The sequence below is a fragment of the Catellatospora aurea genome (genome assembly GCF_042663325.1).
In the GTDB taxonomy this organism is placed as follows: Bacteria; Actinomycetota; Actinomycetes; order Mycobacteriales; family Micromonosporaceae; genus Catellatospora; species Catellatospora aurea.
The window spans coordinates 1-15,234 of sequence record NZ_JBHTAC010000077.1 but is presented as its reverse complement, the minus strand read 5'-3'; the positions used below and the strand labels follow the sequence as shown (position 1 = coordinate 15,234).

The window sequence follows — 15,234 nt, the reverse complement described above, 5'->3', positions numbered from 1 at the left end:
TGACCGCCGCCGNACCCCGAGCCGCAACTCTTGAAGAGTCGCGCCCTCCGTGGCACCGTGAGGGCGCGACTTTTTAAGAGTTGCGAAAGGGGGGTGCGTCAGTTGGGGGCGTGGCCGCCGTCGCCGTCGACCGTGATCTCCGGCGTGCCGTCCTGGTCGAGGTCGACCAGGGTGATGTCGACCTCGCCGTCGTGGTCGGTGTCGAACTGGAACAGGTCGGCCTTGCCGTCGCCGTCGGTGTCGGACACCCACACGTCGGTGCGGCCGTCGTTGTCGGTGTCGCCCTTGATCAGGTCGCGGCGGTCGTCGCCGCGGGTCTCCACGGACTCGCTCATGACTTCTCCTTAACGGGGGTCGTACCGCAACACGTTAGTGGCGGATTTTCGCACCGGCGGCAGCGAGGGCCTTGATCGCTCCCGCGGACTCGGAGTAGCCGATGACCAGCACGCCGTCGGGGTTCGTGGGCAGGATCTGGTTGGCGATCTTCGCCAGCTCGGCCTGGTCCTTGACCGAGCCGTCGTCGGTGATCTCGTAGATGTACGTCTGCACGTCCACCTCGCTCACGCCGGCCTTGACCAGTTCCTTGGTGACACCCTCGGCGAGCTTCTTGCCGTAGTTGTCGCTGTGCGTCACGATCGCGACCCGCTGCAGGCCGTCGCGCAGCATCACGTCGGCCAGCGCCCGCGCCTGCAGCAGGTCCGAGGGGGCGGTGCGGAAGTACAGGCCCTTGTCGTCGAAGCCGGTCAGGTCGGGCGAGGTGTTGCACGGCGAGAACATGACCATGCCGTACTTGATCGCATCCGGCAGCGTGGCCAGCGCGACACCCGACGCACCCGGGCCGATCAGCACCTGCACCCCGGCCGCGTGGTGGCTCTCGATCGTGGCCTTGGCCTTCGCCGGCGAAGTGCCGTCGTCGCCGTCGATCCACTTCACCGGCTTGCCCAGCACGCCGCCGGCGGCGTTGATCTCCTCGATCGCGAGCTTGGCGCCCGCGTCCATCGGCGGGGTCGTGTAGGCCAGCGCGCCGGTCTTCGGCAGCAGGCCGCCGAAGGTCAGCGGCTTGTCGGTGGTGCCGTTCTTCACCGGCGTCGGCAGCTTCTGGCCGGTCACGTCGCGCTCGTTGCCGGTGCCGAGGTACTCGGTCTTGCCGTTGTCGAGGGCGTTGCTCTCACCGAAGTGCACGGTGCCGTAGCTGGTCGTGGCGGGCTCGCCGACCTCGCTGAAGCCGTACCGCACGGTCATGCCGCGGTAGGAGATCGGCTTGCCGCTCTTCGCCAGGGTCAGGCACTGCTTGACCGAGCGGCAGATGGTGCCGCCCACGGTCACCGCGTTGATGTACTTCGCGATCTTGGCGGGGTCGGTGCTGCCGGCCTGCTGCGCGGCCAGCGCGCTTATCACGACGGCGTCGTACGCCTCACCGGCGTACAAGCGGTCCTTGAGGCCGGGATTGATCCGCTTTATCCCTTGCAGGAACGCCTCCTCCGCTTCGTTCAGCGGCAGCGTGCCCTTCATGCCGTTGAGCAGGCCCGGCTGCTCCTTGAACTCCGCGCCGAACTCGTTCGCCATATTGCCGTCGGTGCCGTAGAGGTACGCCCCCTGGTACGCCGGGTTCTGGGAATCGTCCGGGCCCGAGCTGCAGGCAGACAGGGTGAGCAGCGAGACGCAGGCAGCGGCGATGACAGCTCGCGAGAAACGCATGAGGGTGCCTCCATGGCGATGGTCCAACGGGCACCTTAGCGTTGTTCCCTGGATTGGGGGAGGGGCCAATACGTCCGATGGGTGGCGAGTGCTCCGGTACGGTTGCCGCCGCCCGTTAGGCTCCCACCGTGACCGTCGATCCAGACCACTCCTTCGAGGACGCCGCTCTTGTACTTGACCAGGCACTTGCCGGAGACGGCAGAGCGGTGGCGGGAACCCTCGACCAGGTGGTGAAGCGCGACGGCAGTGAGGGTGCCTACAACGTCGCCTGGTGCCTGGCCGGGGAGCTGGCCGGCGACGGCGTCCGCGCGGGCGCCTGGGCGCTGGACTTCCCCGGCATAGACGAAGCGGCGTACGACGCCCGCTGGGTGGCCAGATTCGTCAGCGCGTACGTCAACAGCGACGAGCCGACCGGTGAGGCCCTCATCGGCGCCGCGCTGGCCGACGGCCAACTCCCCCAGTGCCTGCTGACCCTCGCCGGCTCCACCGTCGCCACCAAGCGCCGCCGCGAGTCCTGACCCGGCTAGCCCAGCTCGATCCAGTAGCGCCGGGTCCGGCCGAGTTCGGTGTCGCGGACGTCCTCGAGCACCCCGCCGTTGCGCTCGATGGTGCGCGCCGAGGCTGTGTTGGTGTCGTCGCAGGTGATGAGGACCCGCTCGATCCCCTTCTCGCGCGCGTACGCCAGCACCTGCGCCACCGCCCAGCCGGCCAGGCCCCGCCCGCGCGCCGACGGGCGCACCGAGTAGCCGATGTGGCCGCCGGCGTGCAGCAGGAACTCGTTCAGCCGGTGCCGCAGCGAGATCGAGCCGACGACCGCGCCGTCCTCCACCATCCACCAGTACGAGGCGTGCACCAGCCCCTCCCCGATGGGCACGGACTCGTCCGAGGAGGTGACGAGCCGGTCGACCCAGGCGGCGAAGGCCTCCGGCGTGTCCACGTCGGTGGCGTGGTGCAACCCGCTGCCGGACTGCACGACCCCGTGCCCCCACTCGTCGCGCGCGTCGAGCCACGCGCGGTGCAGCAGCACGTCCGGGACGACCAGTTCAGCCATCGGGCGACCGTAGTGCGGGTGGAACGCTCGCGGCCACGGATTTATGCCGGCAGGCGAAGCGGATCGTGCTGGAAAGCTCTCGGGCACGAAAAAGCCCCGAACCCACGTTTCCGCAGTTCGGGGCGACAAAGCCCGGCGAAGAGCTTTGGTGGCCAGGGGCGGGGTCGAACCGCCGACCTTCCGATTTTCAGTCGGACGCTCGTACCAACTGAGCTACCTGGCCGAAACCACCGGGGTGGTCGAACATTGGCGGTCCTGACGGGACTTGAACCCGCGACCTCCGCCTTGACAGGGCGGCGAGCACTCCGACTGCTCCACAGGACCTTGCTACTTGCCTTGCTCTTCCTTGCTACCGGGAGACCTTATCAGGTCCCCGGTCCGTGCCCCCAACGGGATTCGAACCCGTGCTACCGCCTTGAAAGGGCGGCGTCCTAGGCCGCTAGACGATGAGGGCGGCCGAACCATCATCGCACACAGCTGCGATAAAGCTTGCAGCTGCCTGTGATGGTGGCTGTTGCTCCCATCCGGCCCCGCCGGAGGCTCGGAAAGCATATGTGACCAGCGGCCGTTCCGCCAAATCGGGGTCAGAACGTGTCGGGCAGCCGGATCAGCTGGTACTTCGCGCGCAGGCCACCGATGATGCCGGGCAGCGCGGCCAGGGTCTGCGAACGGTCTCCGCCGGCGTCGTGGAGCAGCACCACGCCGCCGGCCCGGGTGCCCTTGACGACCCGGCTGGTGATGGTGGAGGCGGCCGGGCGGCGCCAGTCCTGCGGGTCGACGGTCCAGTGCAGCGGGCTCATGCCCAGGCTGCGGGCGACGCGTACGGCGGCGGCCGTCCAGTTTCCGCCCGGATGCCGGAAATAGCGGATCGGGACGCCGGGCGCGGCGGCGTGGATCGCGTTGTTGGTGGCCCGCATGTTCGAGCTGATCTTCGTTTCGGACCAGGTGCCGAGCTTGAACTCGTGGTTCCAGCTGTGGTTGCACAGGGTGTGGCCCTCGGCGACGATCCGCCGGACCAGCGCGGGGTGTGCCTGGACCTGGGTGCCGACCAGGCAGAAGGTCGCTTTGACGCCCCGGGCGCGCAGCGTGTCGAGCACCCGCGGGGTCCAGGTGGGGTGCGGCCCGTCGTCGAAGGTCAGCGCGACGCCCGCCGAGCCGCTGGTGCGCTGCAGGACGTACGACTTCTCGGTGGTGGGCCGGGTCGTGGGCGCCTTGCTGGGCGTGGGGCTCGTCGCCGGGCTGGGACTGGGGCTGGGGCTGGGGCTGGGCGAAGGACTCGGCGAGGGTGAGGGCGAGTCGGAGGCCGACGGCGCTGCCGTGGGCGCTTTGCCGCCGCAGCCGGTCGCCAGCAGGAGTGTGAAACCGGTCACCACGGCGACGAGGCCGTGGGCGCGCCGCAGCTGCATCGCCGCTCCCCCAGGTCGGTCCACCCCCGTGGAGACCTCAGGGTGCCACAGTCAGGCTCGTGGCGAAATGGGGCGACGATTGCGGTTCAGGACACCTCGCCGAGCGCGGGGACGGCCACCGCGGTGACCCCGGCCAGCCAGGGGGCGAAGTCGTCGGGTCGTTCGTCCAGGGCGGCGAGCAGGTCGGCGGGGGCGACCCAGCGCAGGGCCGCGACCTCGGCCGGGTCCGGGCGCGGGGGTTCCGAGCCGGAGCCGACGATGCCGAGCAGCACGTGGTCGTACTCGTCCTCGACGCGGTCGGTCGACGGGTCGACGGCGCGGTAGGCGTACACCCCGATCTCGGTGAGGGTGACGCCGCGCACGCCGATCTCCTCGGCCAGCCGGCGCGACGCGGCGGTGACCAGGTCCTCGCCCGGACCGGGGTGGCCGCAGGTGGCGTTGGCCCAGCGCAGCGCGAACCGGGTCTTCACCGCCGCGCGCTGCTGCAGCAGCAGGCGGCCGGCGGAGTCGAGCAGGTGCACGGAGAAGGCGCGGTGGCGGATGCCGGGCGCGGTGTGCGCGTGGGCGACGGTGGCCTTGCCGCAGGGCGCGCCGTGCTCGTCGACCAGCTCGACCAGATCCTCTTCGCGAGACCTCATGCGCGCGCTCCGACCACTCGGCGGGCCGCCGCTCGGCCCGAGACCAGCACCATGGGCACGCCGACGCCGGGGCGGGTGCCCGAACCGGTGAAGACGACGTTACTCAGGGTTGGGTGAAGGTTACCCGGTCGCATCGGACCGGTCTGCCGCAGCGTGTGCGCGCTGGCGAACGGGGTGCCGTGGGCCATGCCCAGCCGCGCCCAGTCGTCCGGCGTCACCACATAGGACAGCGCCAGATCCGCACCCAGGTCGAGGTAGCCCCGCGCCTCCAGGGTGGCCATCAGCTCCCCGGCGTACCGCCGGCCGATCGGCCCGTCCCAGCGCACCGGGGCGGTGCGCAGGTTCGGCACGGGCGCGACGACCTGATAGGTCTGGCGGCCTGCCGGGGCGGCCGTCGGGTCGGTCCGGCTCGGGTTGGTGACCAGGATCGACGGGTCGCTCATCAGCTCGCCGCGGTTGACGACCTCGTCGAAGGTCTGCCGCCAGGAGCGGCCGAAGTGCAGGTTGTGGTGGGCGATGCGCTGGTAGCCGCCGCGGTCGTCGCGGGTGCCCAGGTGCAGCACCACGCATGACGGTGACGGGGTCAGCCGGCGCAGCCGGGCCGGCGGCATACCGGGCAGCAGGCTGTACGCCGTGGGCAGGTCGGGGTTGAGCACGACCGTGTCGGCCGTGAGCCGCTCGCCGTCAGCGGTGTGCACGGCCACCGCCCGGCCCGCTCGGGTCTCCACCGAGGTCACGTGGGTGTGGTAGCGGAAGTTCACGCCGTGCTTCTCGGCCGCCGCGGCCAGCGCGCGCGGGACCGTGTTCATGCCGCCGCGCGGGTACCAGACCTCGGTGACCGTGTCCAGGTAGGACGCGGCCTGGTGGTCGCGGCCGGTGAACAGGTTGCGGAAGGAGAACAGCCGTTGCGTACGCGGGTCGGCGAAGAAGTCGGTGAGCCGCCGCCGGGCCCCCTCGGTGGCCAGGGTGCGCCAGTGCCCGGCCGGGTCGCGCCGCTCGAACTGCTGCAGCCGCCGCGCCCAGCGCAGGAAGCGCAGGTAGCCCGCGGCCTCCTTGCCGCCGCACAGCTTCGCGATGGCCGACACCATCTTGTCCGTGTCGGCGTGCACGTCCAACGTCGTGCCGTCGGGGAAGTGGGCGCGGTAGGCCGGGTCGAGCCGGATCAGGTCGATCCAGTCGTGCAGGTGCTCGCCGACCGCGGCCAGCGGCTCGGCCAGCAGGTCCGGCGCGGTGATCATCGTGGGGCCGGTGTCGAACCGGTGCCCGTCGAGCTCCAGTACGCCGACCTGGCCGCCGGGGTTGCCGGAGCGCTCGATGACGGTCACCTCACGGCCGGCCCCGGCGAGGTGCAGGGCGCAGGAGAGCCCGCCCAATCCTGCGCCGACGACAATCACATGATTTGTCGGCCCCATTACGGTTCGCACGAATTCATGGTGGCACGTTCGGCCGGACTGACACGCCAAATAGCTGGCGATGTGCGCCGTTTGCCCGATATCTGACAAGTCCGGGAAACCCCGCCACCGCACGCGGATCGATGCGATACCGGCTGCGTCGACCGGCGACCCGAGTGCGGTGGCGAGGTATTCACGCAGGTCAGCGTGGTTCACCGGCGATGATGTCGCGACCCTGGGTGCCGTCCTCCCTGGGAGTTCCGCGCCTCTGCATGCGGTGCCGTCCGTCTGACCGAGGCGTCCCTATCGTGGGAGAGGGACGCCTCGGTTCTCCAGGGTCGATCACAGTGCCGTGCAGGTCACCGGCGACGGGATCGGGTTGGAGCTGTTGTTCCAGGAGGCGTTGAAGCCCGCCGTGGTGCTGGCAGCGGGCGCGAGCACGCCGTTGTAACTCTCGTTGACGGCCTGCACCGCGGACCCGGTCTGGGTCCTGATGCCGCCCCACATCTGCGAGATCACCTGGCCGGCGGTGAAGGTGAAGTTGACTCGCCAGCCGGTCGTGGCGACCGTGCCGGTGCTGGTCACCTTCAGCTCGCCGGTGAACCCGCCGGGCCACGAGTTGAGCACCTTGTACGTCGCGGTGCACGCCTTGCCGCCCTGCCCGGACGGGCTAGGCGACGGTGACGCGGACGGAGACGGCGACGGCGAGGCGGACGCGCTCGGCGACGCGCTGGGCGAGGCCGACGCGGACGGGGAGGCGGAGGTCGACGCCGACTGGCTCGGCGGCGGGCTCGACGGCGTCACCGTGGCGTCGCCGTAGATGATGCCGCGGCCGTTGGTGCCCAGGTAGACGCGGCCGTACGTGCGCGGGTCACCGGTGATGGCGTCACCGGCGTTGCCGTACTGGTGCTGCGCGTCGTTGATGCGGACCCAGGTCGCGCCGACGTCGTTGGAGCGGTACACGCCGCGTACGCCGTCGATGGTGGCCATGGTGTAGACCGCCATGTTGGTGCGCCCCGGCGCGGCCTTGCCGAAGCCGATGCCCACGCCGCTGGCCGACGCCGCGAACTTGGTGAACGACGTGCCCGAGTTCGTCGACCGGTACACGCCGGTCTCCCCGGCCAGCCAGAGCTCGCCCTCGACGCCCGGCATCGCCTTGAAATTGCCGGTCGCGCCCAGCCCGGTGGCGGTGCCGGTGAAACTCTGCCCGCCGTTGGTGCTCACGTAGAACGTGCCGTTGTACAGGGCGTAGAACTTGTTCGGGTTGACCCGGTCCGACTCCACCTTCGCCGTGGCGGGCACACCACTGGCCTGGCTGAAGCCGCCGCCGAAGCTGGTGGCGTAGAAGACGCCGTTGGCCTCGGTGCTCCAGACCACGCGGGTGCCGTTGGCGTTCAGCGCGACGGTGCCGCCCTGCGCGCCGCTGGGTGAGCTGCCCGACCACCAGTTCGCGCCGCCGTCGCTGGACACGCCGATGTTGGTCTGCCCGTTGGCGGTGCGCGCGCCCTTGCCGACCCGGACCACGTAGCTCGGGTTCAGCTCGGCGTAGTCGAGGCTGTTCGTGCTGCCGAAGTACGGCATGTCGAACATGTCCGGGACCACGTCGAGGTTGGTGTGCCGGAATCCGCCGATGTCGCCGACGCCGGAGATCAGCGGGGACGTGCCGGTCGGCGGGCTGATCAGATCCAGCACCGCGGTCTCCTCCAGGCCCTTGATGAACGGGCTCAGCGCGACCGTGCCGCCGGTGTCCAGGGCGGTCATGTTGGTGGTGCCGTAGATGGTCGCGCCGGTGCCGAACAGCATGCGGTTGGAGTTGAACGGGTCGATCTCCAGCGCCTCGGTCATCCAGCCCAGCTTCGGCGACTGCTCGGGGGCCGACTTCTGCTCGTTGAAGTCCAGCCACGGCACGCCGGAGATGTTCAGCGTGTAGCGGTTGGTCCGGTTGGGCCAGGCGTAGTCGTAGAACTGCCGCCAGGTCGCGCCGCCGTCGGTGCTGCGCCAGATGAACGTGTCCGGGTACCAGGAGCTGTAGCCGGTGACCATCAGCGTGTTCGGGTTCTGCTTGTCGATCGAGAGCCCGGAGTAGCCGAACCAGTTGTTGTTCGTATCGCTGGACGGGACCGGGCTGATCTGGGTCCACGTGCCGGTCGACAGCTGCATCTTCCACACGTCGCCGTGGCCGCCGTCGTACGGGCCGCCCTTGTCGCTGGTGGTGATGTACAGGTAGCCGCCCGCGATCTCGCCCTGGTGCGCCAGGTAGCCGGTCGGCTGGTTCGCGACCCGCTCCCAGCTGGTGCCGCCGTTGAGGCTGCGGTACACGGTGTTCTGCAGGTCCGCGACGCCGACGTAGATCGTCTGCGTGGTGCTGCCCGCGGTGCCGGTGGACTTGTCGAACGCGATCCAGCCGATGCCCTGGCTGAAGTTCAGGTAGTTGTTCGTGTCCGCCGGGTCCTGCACGTAGTTGCCGGCGTTCGGGAAGTTCGTCACCTTCGCCCAGGTCACGCCGGAGTCGGTGCTGCGCCACAGGCCGTTGCCGGCCTCCGCGCCGAAGTAGAGGGTGCTGTTGCGGTTCGGGTCGATGGCCAGGCGCTCGCCCATGCCGCGGCCGGGCATGTTGCCGCCGACCTTGAACGGCAGCGTGGTGGCGGCCCAGGTCGCGCCCTTGTCCGAGGAGCGCAGGATGGCGCCGTTGTTCGGGTCCCAGCTGTTGAGGTACATGCCGACCGCGGCGTACACCTTGTTGGTCTGCACCGGGTCGGTGGCCAGGCTCAGCACGCCGTTGTAGTTCCAGTTGTCCCAGCCCGCCCAGTCCAGCAGCGGGATCCAGCTGCCGGTGGACTGGTTCCAGCGGTACGCGCCGCCGATGTCGGTGCGCGCGTAGATCAGGTTCTGCTCGGTCTGGTTGAAGATGATGCCGGGCACGAACCCGCCACCGTCGATACGGACGTTCTTCCAGGTGTACGGCTCGGACGCGGCCGCGACGGCCGGGGTGCCCCCGGCGAGCTGGGTGACGACCGCCAGCGCGCCCGCCGTCAGGGTGGCGGCGAGGGTGCCGGCGAGGGTGCGGGTTCTTCGGGCACGGGGTTGCATCTGTGGCACTCCAGTGGGGACGGGTGCCGCTGGCGCACAGATGGCGGGGCGGGCCCGGGCAGTGACAACCGCCGCACCGCCTGTGCCGGCAACGGCGACAGAACGTGCGTATGAGTTGCGCGGGACTGCCCTCGGCTGCGCGCACCGGTCCCGTGGAGAGGTTCACACGCCCGTCACAGGCATGTCAATAGTTTGATGTGTCAACGAACTCCGGTCCGATATGGCCGCGCGCCAGGCGTGTACGAGGCGGCCGGGCTCAGATCACATAGGAGACAATGGTTAGGTGCGGCTTGCCCGGACGTTGTAGGGTTCGCCCGCGATCCCTCAACCTCTCCGGAGCTCGATCATGAGTGAATACACCCCTCAGGTGAACCTGGTCAGCCGCACTGGCGCCGGCGTGGTCGGCGGTGTCGCCGGCGGCCTGTTCCTGGCCCTCGCGCTGCAGATCACCAGCCACATCAAGCCGTACGCCCAGCTCGTCGGCGAGGTCGAGGCCTCGACCGCGTGGGTCATGGTGCTGATGGTCGCGGGTGCGGCCGGCGGCCTGTTCGGCGCGTTCGTCGGCAAGTTCATCCGCGGCCAGATCATCCCCGCGGTCGGTGTCGGCCTGGTCTGGGGCATGATCACCTGGCTGGTGCTGGCCATGCTGATCCTGCCGCTGTTCGGCGACGGCTCCGTCTTCGGCATCAAGGAGGCCGGCGGCATCGTCATCCTCGGCGTCTACGTCGTCTTCGGCGTCATCACGTCGATCGTGTACGCCATCGCCGGCCCTCGCCGCCGCCACTACTACCGCCGCCGCCGCGAGGTCGGCTTCGTCATGGCGATGCCTTCCATCCGCCGCCGTCGCCGCCGCCGCGCCGACGAGGACCTCGTCGAAGAACTCGAAGACTGACCCAGCCAAGTCAAAGGAAGGGCACCTTCTTAACGCTCCGCGTTATAGAAGGTGCCCTTCTTGACGCTCGGGCGGCGTACTCAGAGCTGGCGGGCTATCTCGGCGAGCACGTCGGAGGGGACCTCGACGACGGTCTCGTGGGCCGGGATGTCGAGCTGGCGCAGCGCCTCCGGGTCGGTGACCCGCCACCCCTGGACCACGAACGTGTCCCGGTCGGTGCGGTACAGCGACGGACAGTTGGTGTCCCCGGACAGCGCTGTCTTGCGGATGAACGTGAGCTGCACTGGTCCCCCTGGGTAGACGGCACGGGCGCGTGGTCAGCTTAGCGAAGAGAATGGTGCAAATCGCGTAAGCCGGACGTCTCGCGTCCCAGCCGGTGGTGCGGATCGCCGCGGGACCGGTCAGCCCCGGCGCACGGCCCACAACGCGGCCTCGGTCCGCGACGCCGAACCCGTCTTGCGCAGCAGGTTCGACACGTGCACCCCGACGGTCCGGATCGAGATGTCCAGCGTGCGCGCCATCTGCTTGTTCGACATGCCGGCGGCCAGGCAGCTGAGCACCTCCCGCTCCCGCGCCGTGAGCTCTGCGGACTGCTCGAAGCAGGCCCGCTCGGCCGGTGCGGCGCCCGGCCGCAGGTGGCCCGGCAGCGGCTCGTCGAGCAGCGCCTGCGGTCCCCGCCCGGCCGTCGCCGCGAGCAGCTCGACCAGCCAGTACGGGTTGCCGCCGGTCCGCTCGCAGACCGCCCCGGCCAGATGCTCGGGGATCACGCCGTGCACCTGCCTGACGATCTCCGCGACGTCGGCCGGACCCAGCGGGCCCAGATGCTGGCGCACCGCCCCCGGCGCGCCGGACAGCCGGGCGAGCGTCCGCGCCACCAGCTCCGGCGAGTCCGCCGCGTCCGGCGGGCGGCTCGTCACCAGGATCAGCGCCGGCAGGTCGGGCGCGGCGGCCAGCTCGCCGACGAGATTGAGGCTCGCCGGGTCCAGCGCGTGCAGATCCTCCACCACCAGCACCGCCGGGCCCGCGCCGACCAGCGCCCGCACCGTACGCACCGCGAGCCGCAGCAGCGCGCCGGGCGCGTACCGCTCCTTGGGCGCATGCGGGTCCTGCGCCAGCCACGCCAGCCCGTCGGCGGGCACCGGCAGATCCTGGGTGTCCCGGCCGCTCAATACGGCCGCCAGCCAGTCGTACGGGGCCGGGGTGTGCACTCGGGCGACGCCGTACAGGACCGCCGCCGGCTCCGGGGCCAACGCCGCGAGCACGCTCGTGACCAGTCGGGACTTGCCGACACCTGCGTCACCGGTGATCGAGACCACCGCCGCCGGGGTGACCCCGCCGCTCCTGACGTGCGACCAGCGCCGGACGAGCTCGGCCAGCTCGGCCGCGCGTCCCACCATCGGCACCGGCGTCATCGCTTCACCATACGTACCAACGTCACGCGCACTTCGGCTGACCTGCATGCGCTCAGGTCGGGGCGAGGCACCGTGACGACGCGGGGCTGTCGCTCCGCCGGGTCGCTCCGGAACGGTGTGGTGGCCTCACCGAGCGGCCGCCCCGGGTCCGCGCCGAGTGGTCTCGGACACGCCGCGGCCGCCGGGTCCGGACAGAACCAAGTCGGCAGCGGTCGGTCCGCCGACCCGTTCTGTCGCTAAAAGCGCAGCTCAGTGCGGCTGTGACCGGTCGCGACCGACGTCCGGTGGGCATCCGGCGGTTCGACGCCCGCCGGGATAAGTACTACTGCTTAAAGACAAACCGCGTCTCAGTAGGCAGGCTATGCACCATGACCCTGAGCCTGCACGCCGTCGCCCGCACCGATGCCGGACTCGTCCGTGAGAACAACGAGGACTCGGCGTTCGCGGGCAGGCGTTTCGTGGCGGTCGCCGACGGCGTCGGCGGCTCCCCATCAGGAGAGGTGGCCAGCCGGATCGTCATCGAGACCCTGGCCCCGCTGGAGCAGGACGACCGGCACGGGGCGGACGTGCTGCTGGCGGAACTCGCCGTGGCCAACCGTCGCATCCGCGAGGCCATCGAGGCCGAACCCGCGATCGACGGCATGGGCACGACGCTCACCGCGGTGCTACTCGGCCCGGACGACGCCACGCTGCTGCACGTCGGCGACTCCCGGGCCTACCTGGTGCGCGGCGGTAGGCTCCGCCAGCTCACCGTGGACGACACCCTGGTCCAGGCGATGGTCGAGCGCGGGCTGCTCGCCCCCGAGGAGGTGCGGCACCACCCGCACCGGTCGATCATCACGCAGGCGGTGCAGGGGCGGGAGTTCACGCCGACGGTCACCACGCTGACCCTGGAGATCGGGGACCGGCTGCTGCTGTGCAGCGACGGCCTGTCCGACATCGTCACGGACGAGGCGCTGGCCGAGGCGCTGCGCGGGTACACGGACGCGGAGGCGATCGCGGACCGGTTGATCAAGCTGGCGCTCGCAGCGGGCGCGCCGGACAACGTGACGGTGGTCGTCGCCGACGTGACGGCGTACGCCTTCTAAGCCCGGAGAGACGAGAGGCCTGCTCCGACGTTCCGGATGGGCCTCTGACGTGGGGCGTTGGCGGGCTGCCGGGGACTCGACCCCTGAACCTGTGGTTACTCACGAACCAGCAGCACGAACATGGCTCCGACCGGCAAGAGGTCGGGGCCATGATTCTTTTCTGGGCTCGCGTGGACGGTCAATCGTCGAGATGAACGCCGCGCGCCAGCAGGTTCTGTCGATATACTGCGCGGCCGAGGCCTGCCGCGTAGAAGACGCCGGCCGCCGCGAGAAGCGCCATCATGGGATTGCCGTACCCGACGAGCCTTATGATCGGCAGGCCGCTGAACAGCGAGACGCCAATGATCCAGACCCACAGCGGTGCCTTGTTGATCGAATTCACGCACCGAGTTATACCGAAGGATCCGCGGGGGCGCTGACCTCAAGAGACCAGACGCTCGAAGGCGACCGCGCCGGTAGCTGTGGTCAGGTTCATGGCAAACGTGCGAAAAGTGGCCTTAATCAAACTGGCGGCCTGCATGAACTTGATCGCCCTGATCGTCCGGGTCGAACCCGGCGTACACCGGAAAGACATGATCACGAACACAATGATCTTCAGTGTCTCCACCAGCCAACCGGGCTCCGGCAATTCGTCGAGAGCCTGGGCGAGTGGTCATGGGGTACGCGAGGCTACTGGTGATCAGTACGATCTCGCGGTGACTCACACGTGGCGGCCATCGCTGCCGGTCAGGCTTATCGCGATCTTGGTGCTGCTGCCCGCCGGCGGCCTGTGCTTCTACGTCATGTACGGGTACGTCGGCCTGGACGCGCTGACGGTGTATCGGCTGTTGCAGCTCCTGCTGTTGGGATGTGGCTACACGCTGTGGGCGATCGCGCTGATTCGTCGCTCTCTCACGCTGACGGATGCCGAGGTGATCGTGCAGAACCTCTTCCGGCGCTACCGGCTGCCGCTCGGCGAGGTGATCGAAGCAACGGCCAGTGATCAAGGTCTGCGGCTGTCGGCGACGAATGACAGAGCGATCTCGCCCAGCGCTGCTGGCCCGTCCATCGGGTTCAGGGCACGAAGGCGCCGCCGAAACGATGAGATTGCGAAGATCATCAACGATCGGGTGGCGCGGCACCGGAGGTTGCACCCCGCTGTATGACCACGGCTAAGTGGGGCCGTTGCTGTACTTCGCTGCTGTCCCGAAGGTCAGAAGGCCCTTCCGGCGAACCCGGAGGGCCTCTGACGTGGTGCGTTGGTGGGCCGCCAGGGACTCGAACCCTGAACCTACGGATTAAAAGTCCGCAGCTCTGCCATTGAGCTAGCAGCCCTCGATCGCTCAGGCTACCGGATCGCCCGCTTCGGGGTCGTGGGGTATCTGTCCGGAGCGCGTCGCGGCCGTCCAGGCAGTCGCGCCCGTGGTGCTCGTGGTCCTGACCAGGCGTCGCCGACAGATCGTCTGGGAGCGCTTCCAAATAAAATGATCGAAGTGTTGTGTGCACGTTACGACTGTGCAAACATAAGGCCGTTCGCGTGTGGGAGCGCGCCCACGCGATCTTTCTGCCGCCGAGGGCACCCGGGTCACCGGGACGGCGGAGGTACCACCGGAGCGATCCGGTCGATCACATCGCGCCTGGCCGGGCCGGGCGTACGTACCACTGCGACCCTCTGCGCGGCCATCCTCTCGGGCCGTGACCGTGGGTCTCCACCGTGCCCTGATCGGGCCACGGTCACCGCCCAAGGAGATGGTATGAAATTCCCGATCCGGCTCACCGGAAGGCGCAAAGTCGTCGCGCTGACCGGTGCGAGCACCCTGGTGTTCGCCGGCCTCGTCACGATTCCCGCGACCATGGCGCACGCCGCCCCCGGCTGCGACATCACGTACACCACGAACGACTGGAGTGAGGGCGCCGGCACCGGCGGCTTCACCGGCACCGTGGTGGTCAAGAACACCGGTGACGCGATCACCAGCTGGACCTTGAAGTTCGCCTTCCCGGGCGGGCAGACGTTCACCCAGGGCTGGTCGGCGAACTGGACCGCCTCCGGCGCGAACGTCACCGCGACCAACCTTTCGTGGAACGGCAGCCTCGGCACGGGCGCGTCGACGAGCATCGGCTTCAACGGCCGGTGGACCGGCAGCAACCCGAAGCCGACCGCGTTCACGCTGAACAACGTCGCGTGCACCGTCGGCGGGGTCACCCCGACCGCGAGCCCCAGCACGCCGACCAGCCCGAGCGCGTCGCCGAGCGCCAGCGCGAGCCCGAGTGCCAGCCCGAGCGCGTCGGCCAGCCCGAGCGCGAGCCCGAGCTCTTCGCCGACCCCGAGCAGCAGCCCGACCGTGCCCGGCGTGAAGGTCGACAACCCGTACTCGGGGGCGCGCGGTTACGTGAACCCGGAGTGGAGCGCGAAGGCGGCGTCGGTGACCGGCGGCAGCCGGGTGTCGAACATCTCGACCGCGGTGTGGCTGGACCGGATCGCGGCGATCGCGGGCACGTCGGGCAGCAGCTCGAACGGGTCGATGGGTCTGGCCGACCACCTCGACGAGGCGCTGCGGCAGTACAACGCGGGTTCCGGGCCGCTGACCG

The 15,234-nt window shown here is 69.7% G+C and carries 15 protein-coding genes and 4 tRNA genes; 5 read left to right on the top strand and 14 right to left on the bottom strand.

Features of this window, described 5'->3' with window-relative positions; all coding sequences use genetic code 11:
* Positions 1–98: 98 nt before the first annotated feature.
* Together ACFQO7_RS36955 and ACFQO7_RS36950 are read right to left on the bottom strand one after the other, a co-directional pair.
* Positions 99–335, bottom strand: coding sequence for a hypothetical protein (locus ACFQO7_RS36955; protein ID WP_144123171.1), 237 nt, complete (start codon positions 333–335; stop codon positions 99–101).
* A gap of 34 nt (positions 336–369) precedes the next feature.
* The gene (locus ACFQO7_RS36950; protein WP_376810757.1) at positions 370–1,698 is read right to left on the bottom strand and encodes an ABC transporter substrate-binding protein; all 1,329 of its coding nucleotides are present in this window, start codon (positions 1,696–1,698) and stop codon (positions 370–372) included.
* A gap of 128 nt (positions 1,699–1,826) precedes the next feature.
* Here ACFQO7_RS36950 and ACFQO7_RS36945 point away from each other — a divergent pair, with 128 nt between their 5' ends.
* Entirely contained in the window at positions 1,827–2,216 is a 390-nt protein-coding gene (locus ACFQO7_RS36945; protein ID WP_376810756.1) for a hypothetical protein, read from the top strand.
* Positions 2,217–2,221: 5 nt separating this feature from the next.
* On the opposite strand, the gene ACFQO7_RS36940 is transcribed toward ACFQO7_RS36945, so the two are convergent.
* From ACFQO7_RS36940 to ACFQO7_RS36905, 8 genes are all read right to left on the bottom strand, one after another.
* On the bottom strand, positions 2,222–2,749 hold the full coding sequence (locus ACFQO7_RS36940; protein WP_376810755.1) for a GNAT family N-acetyltransferase: 528 nt from the start codon (positions 2,747–2,749) through the stop codon (positions 2,222–2,224).
* Between the two features lie 146 nt (positions 2,750–2,895).
* Positions 2,896–2,972, bottom strand: a tRNA-Phe gene (locus ACFQO7_RS36935).
* A gap of 24 nt (positions 2,973–2,996) precedes the next feature.
* Positions 2,997–3,073: transfer RNA gene (locus ACFQO7_RS36930), tRNA-Asp, on the bottom strand.
* 57 nt (positions 3,074–3,130) lie between these two features.
* Positions 3,131–3,203 (bottom strand) — tRNA-Glu (locus ACFQO7_RS36925).
* Between the two features lie 130 nt (positions 3,204–3,333).
* Positions 3,334–4,155, bottom strand: coding sequence for a polysaccharide deacetylase family protein (locus ACFQO7_RS36920; protein ID WP_376810754.1), 822 nt, complete (start codon positions 4,153–4,155; stop codon positions 3,334–3,336).
* A gap of 86 nt (positions 4,156–4,241) precedes the next feature.
* Positions 4,242–4,793, bottom strand: a complete 552-nt coding sequence (gene idi / locus ACFQO7_RS36915) for an isopentenyl-diphosphate Delta-isomerase (RefSeq protein ID WP_376810753.1) — start codon at positions 4,791–4,793, stop codon at positions 4,242–4,244.
* Positions 4,790–6,217, bottom strand: coding sequence for a phytoene desaturase family protein (gene crtI, locus ACFQO7_RS36910; RefSeq protein ID WP_376810758.1), 1,428 nt, complete (start codon positions 6,215–6,217; stop codon positions 4,790–4,792). Before crtI ends, idi begins: the two co-directional genes overlap by 4 nt.
* Positions 6,218–6,526: 309 nt before the next feature.
* Positions 6,527–9,274 (bottom strand): cellulose binding domain-containing protein, encoded by a 2,748-nt coding sequence (locus ACFQO7_RS36905; protein ID WP_376810752.1) that lies wholly within the window; start codon positions 9,272–9,274, stop codon positions 6,527–6,529.
* 346 nt (positions 9,275–9,620) lie between these two features.
* On the opposite strand from ACFQO7_RS36905, the gene ACFQO7_RS36900 reads away from it, so the two are divergent.
* Entirely contained in the window at positions 9,621–10,166 is a 546-nt protein-coding gene (locus ACFQO7_RS36900) for a hypothetical protein (protein ID WP_360540852.1), read from the top strand.
* Positions 10,167–10,246: 80 nt separating this feature from the next.
* On the opposite strand, the gene ACFQO7_RS36895 is transcribed toward ACFQO7_RS36900, so the two are convergent.
* Together ACFQO7_RS36895 and ACFQO7_RS36890 are read right to left on the bottom strand one after the other, a co-directional pair.
* Positions 10,247–10,450 carry a hypothetical protein gene (locus ACFQO7_RS36895; RefSeq protein WP_376810751.1) on the bottom strand — a complete coding sequence of 68 codons (204 nt, stop codon included), beginning with the start codon at positions 10,448–10,450 and terminating at the stop codon, positions 10,247–10,249.
* A gap of 117 nt (positions 10,451–10,567) precedes the next feature.
* Positions 10,568–11,578: a response regulator transcription factor gene (locus tag ACFQO7_RS36890; protein ID WP_376810750.1), complete on the bottom strand. Its 1,011-nt coding sequence runs from the start codon at positions 11,576–11,578 to the stop codon at positions 10,568–10,570.
* A gap of 368 nt (positions 11,579–11,946) precedes the next feature.
* Here ACFQO7_RS36890 and ACFQO7_RS36885 point away from each other — a divergent pair, with 368 nt between their 5' ends.
* Entirely contained in the window at positions 11,947–12,666 is a 720-nt protein-coding gene (locus ACFQO7_RS36885) for a PP2C family protein-serine/threonine phosphatase (RefSeq protein ID WP_360540846.1), read from the top strand.
* 178 nt (positions 12,667–12,844) lie between these two features.
* Here ACFQO7_RS36885 and ACFQO7_RS36880 read toward each other — a convergent pair whose 3' ends face one another.
* Entirely contained in the window at positions 12,845–13,048 is a 204-nt protein-coding gene (locus ACFQO7_RS36880; protein WP_376810749.1) for a hypothetical protein, read from the bottom strand.
* A 91-nt stretch (positions 13,049–13,139) separates the two neighbouring features.
* On the opposite strand from ACFQO7_RS36880, the gene ACFQO7_RS36875 reads away from it, so the two are divergent.
* Positions 13,140–13,811 (top strand): hypothetical protein, encoded by a 672-nt coding sequence (locus ACFQO7_RS36875; protein WP_376810748.1) that lies wholly within the window; start codon positions 13,140–13,142, stop codon positions 13,809–13,811.
* A gap of 94 nt (positions 13,812–13,905) precedes the next feature.
* On the opposite strand, the gene ACFQO7_RS36870 is transcribed toward ACFQO7_RS36875, so the two are convergent.
* A tRNA-Lys gene (locus tag ACFQO7_RS36870) sits at positions 13,906–13,980 on the bottom strand.
* A gap of 419 nt (positions 13,981–14,399) precedes the next feature.
* Here ACFQO7_RS36870 and ACFQO7_RS36865 point away from each other — a divergent pair.
* The coding region (locus tag ACFQO7_RS36865; protein WP_376810747.1) for a cellulose binding domain-containing protein at positions 14,400–15,234 on the top strand (835 nt) is incomplete at its 3' end.

What these genes read in the sequence shown, in the direction of transcription:
- ACFQO7_RS36955 (WP_144123171.1), bottom strand. Translation starts at nt 335, where the DNA reads ATGAGCGAGTCCGTGGAGACCCGCGGCGACGACCGCCGCGACCTGATC.
- ACFQO7_RS36950 (WP_376810757.1), bottom strand. Translation starts at nt 1,698, where the DNA reads ATGCGTTTCTCGCGAGCTGTCATCGCCGCTGCCTGCGTCTCGCTGCTC.
- ACFQO7_RS36940 (WP_376810755.1), bottom strand. Translation starts at nt 2,749, where the DNA reads ATGGCTGAACTGGTCGTCCCGGACGTGCTGCTGCACCGCGCGTGGCTC.
- ACFQO7_RS36920 (WP_376810754.1), bottom strand. Translation starts at nt 4,155, where the DNA reads ATGCAGCTGCGGCGCGCCCACGGCCTCGTCGCCGTGGTGACCGGTTTC.
- idi (WP_376810753.1), bottom strand. Translation starts at nt 4,793, where the DNA reads ATGAGGTCTCGCGAAGAGGATCTGGTCGAGCTGGTCGACGAGCACGGC.
- ACFQO7_RS36905 (WP_376810752.1), bottom strand. Translation starts at nt 9,274, where the DNA reads ATGCAACCCCGTGCCCGAAGAACCCGCACCCTCGCCGGCACCCTCGCC.
- ACFQO7_RS36900 (WP_360540852.1), top strand. Translation starts at nt 9,621, where the DNA reads ATGAGTGAATACACCCCTCAGGTGAACCTGGTCAGCCGCACTGGCGCC.
- ACFQO7_RS36890 (WP_376810750.1), bottom strand. Translation starts at nt 11,578, where the DNA reads ATGACGCCGGTGCCGATGGTGGGACGCGCGGCCGAGCTGGCCGAGCTC.
- ACFQO7_RS36885 (WP_360540846.1), top strand. Translation starts at nt 11,947, where the DNA reads ATGACCCTGAGCCTGCACGCCGTCGCCCGCACCGATGCCGGACTCGTC.
- ACFQO7_RS36875 (WP_376810748.1), top strand. Translation starts at nt 13,140, where the DNA reads ATGGCAAACGTGCGAAAAGTGGCCTTAATCAAACTGGCGGCCTGCATG.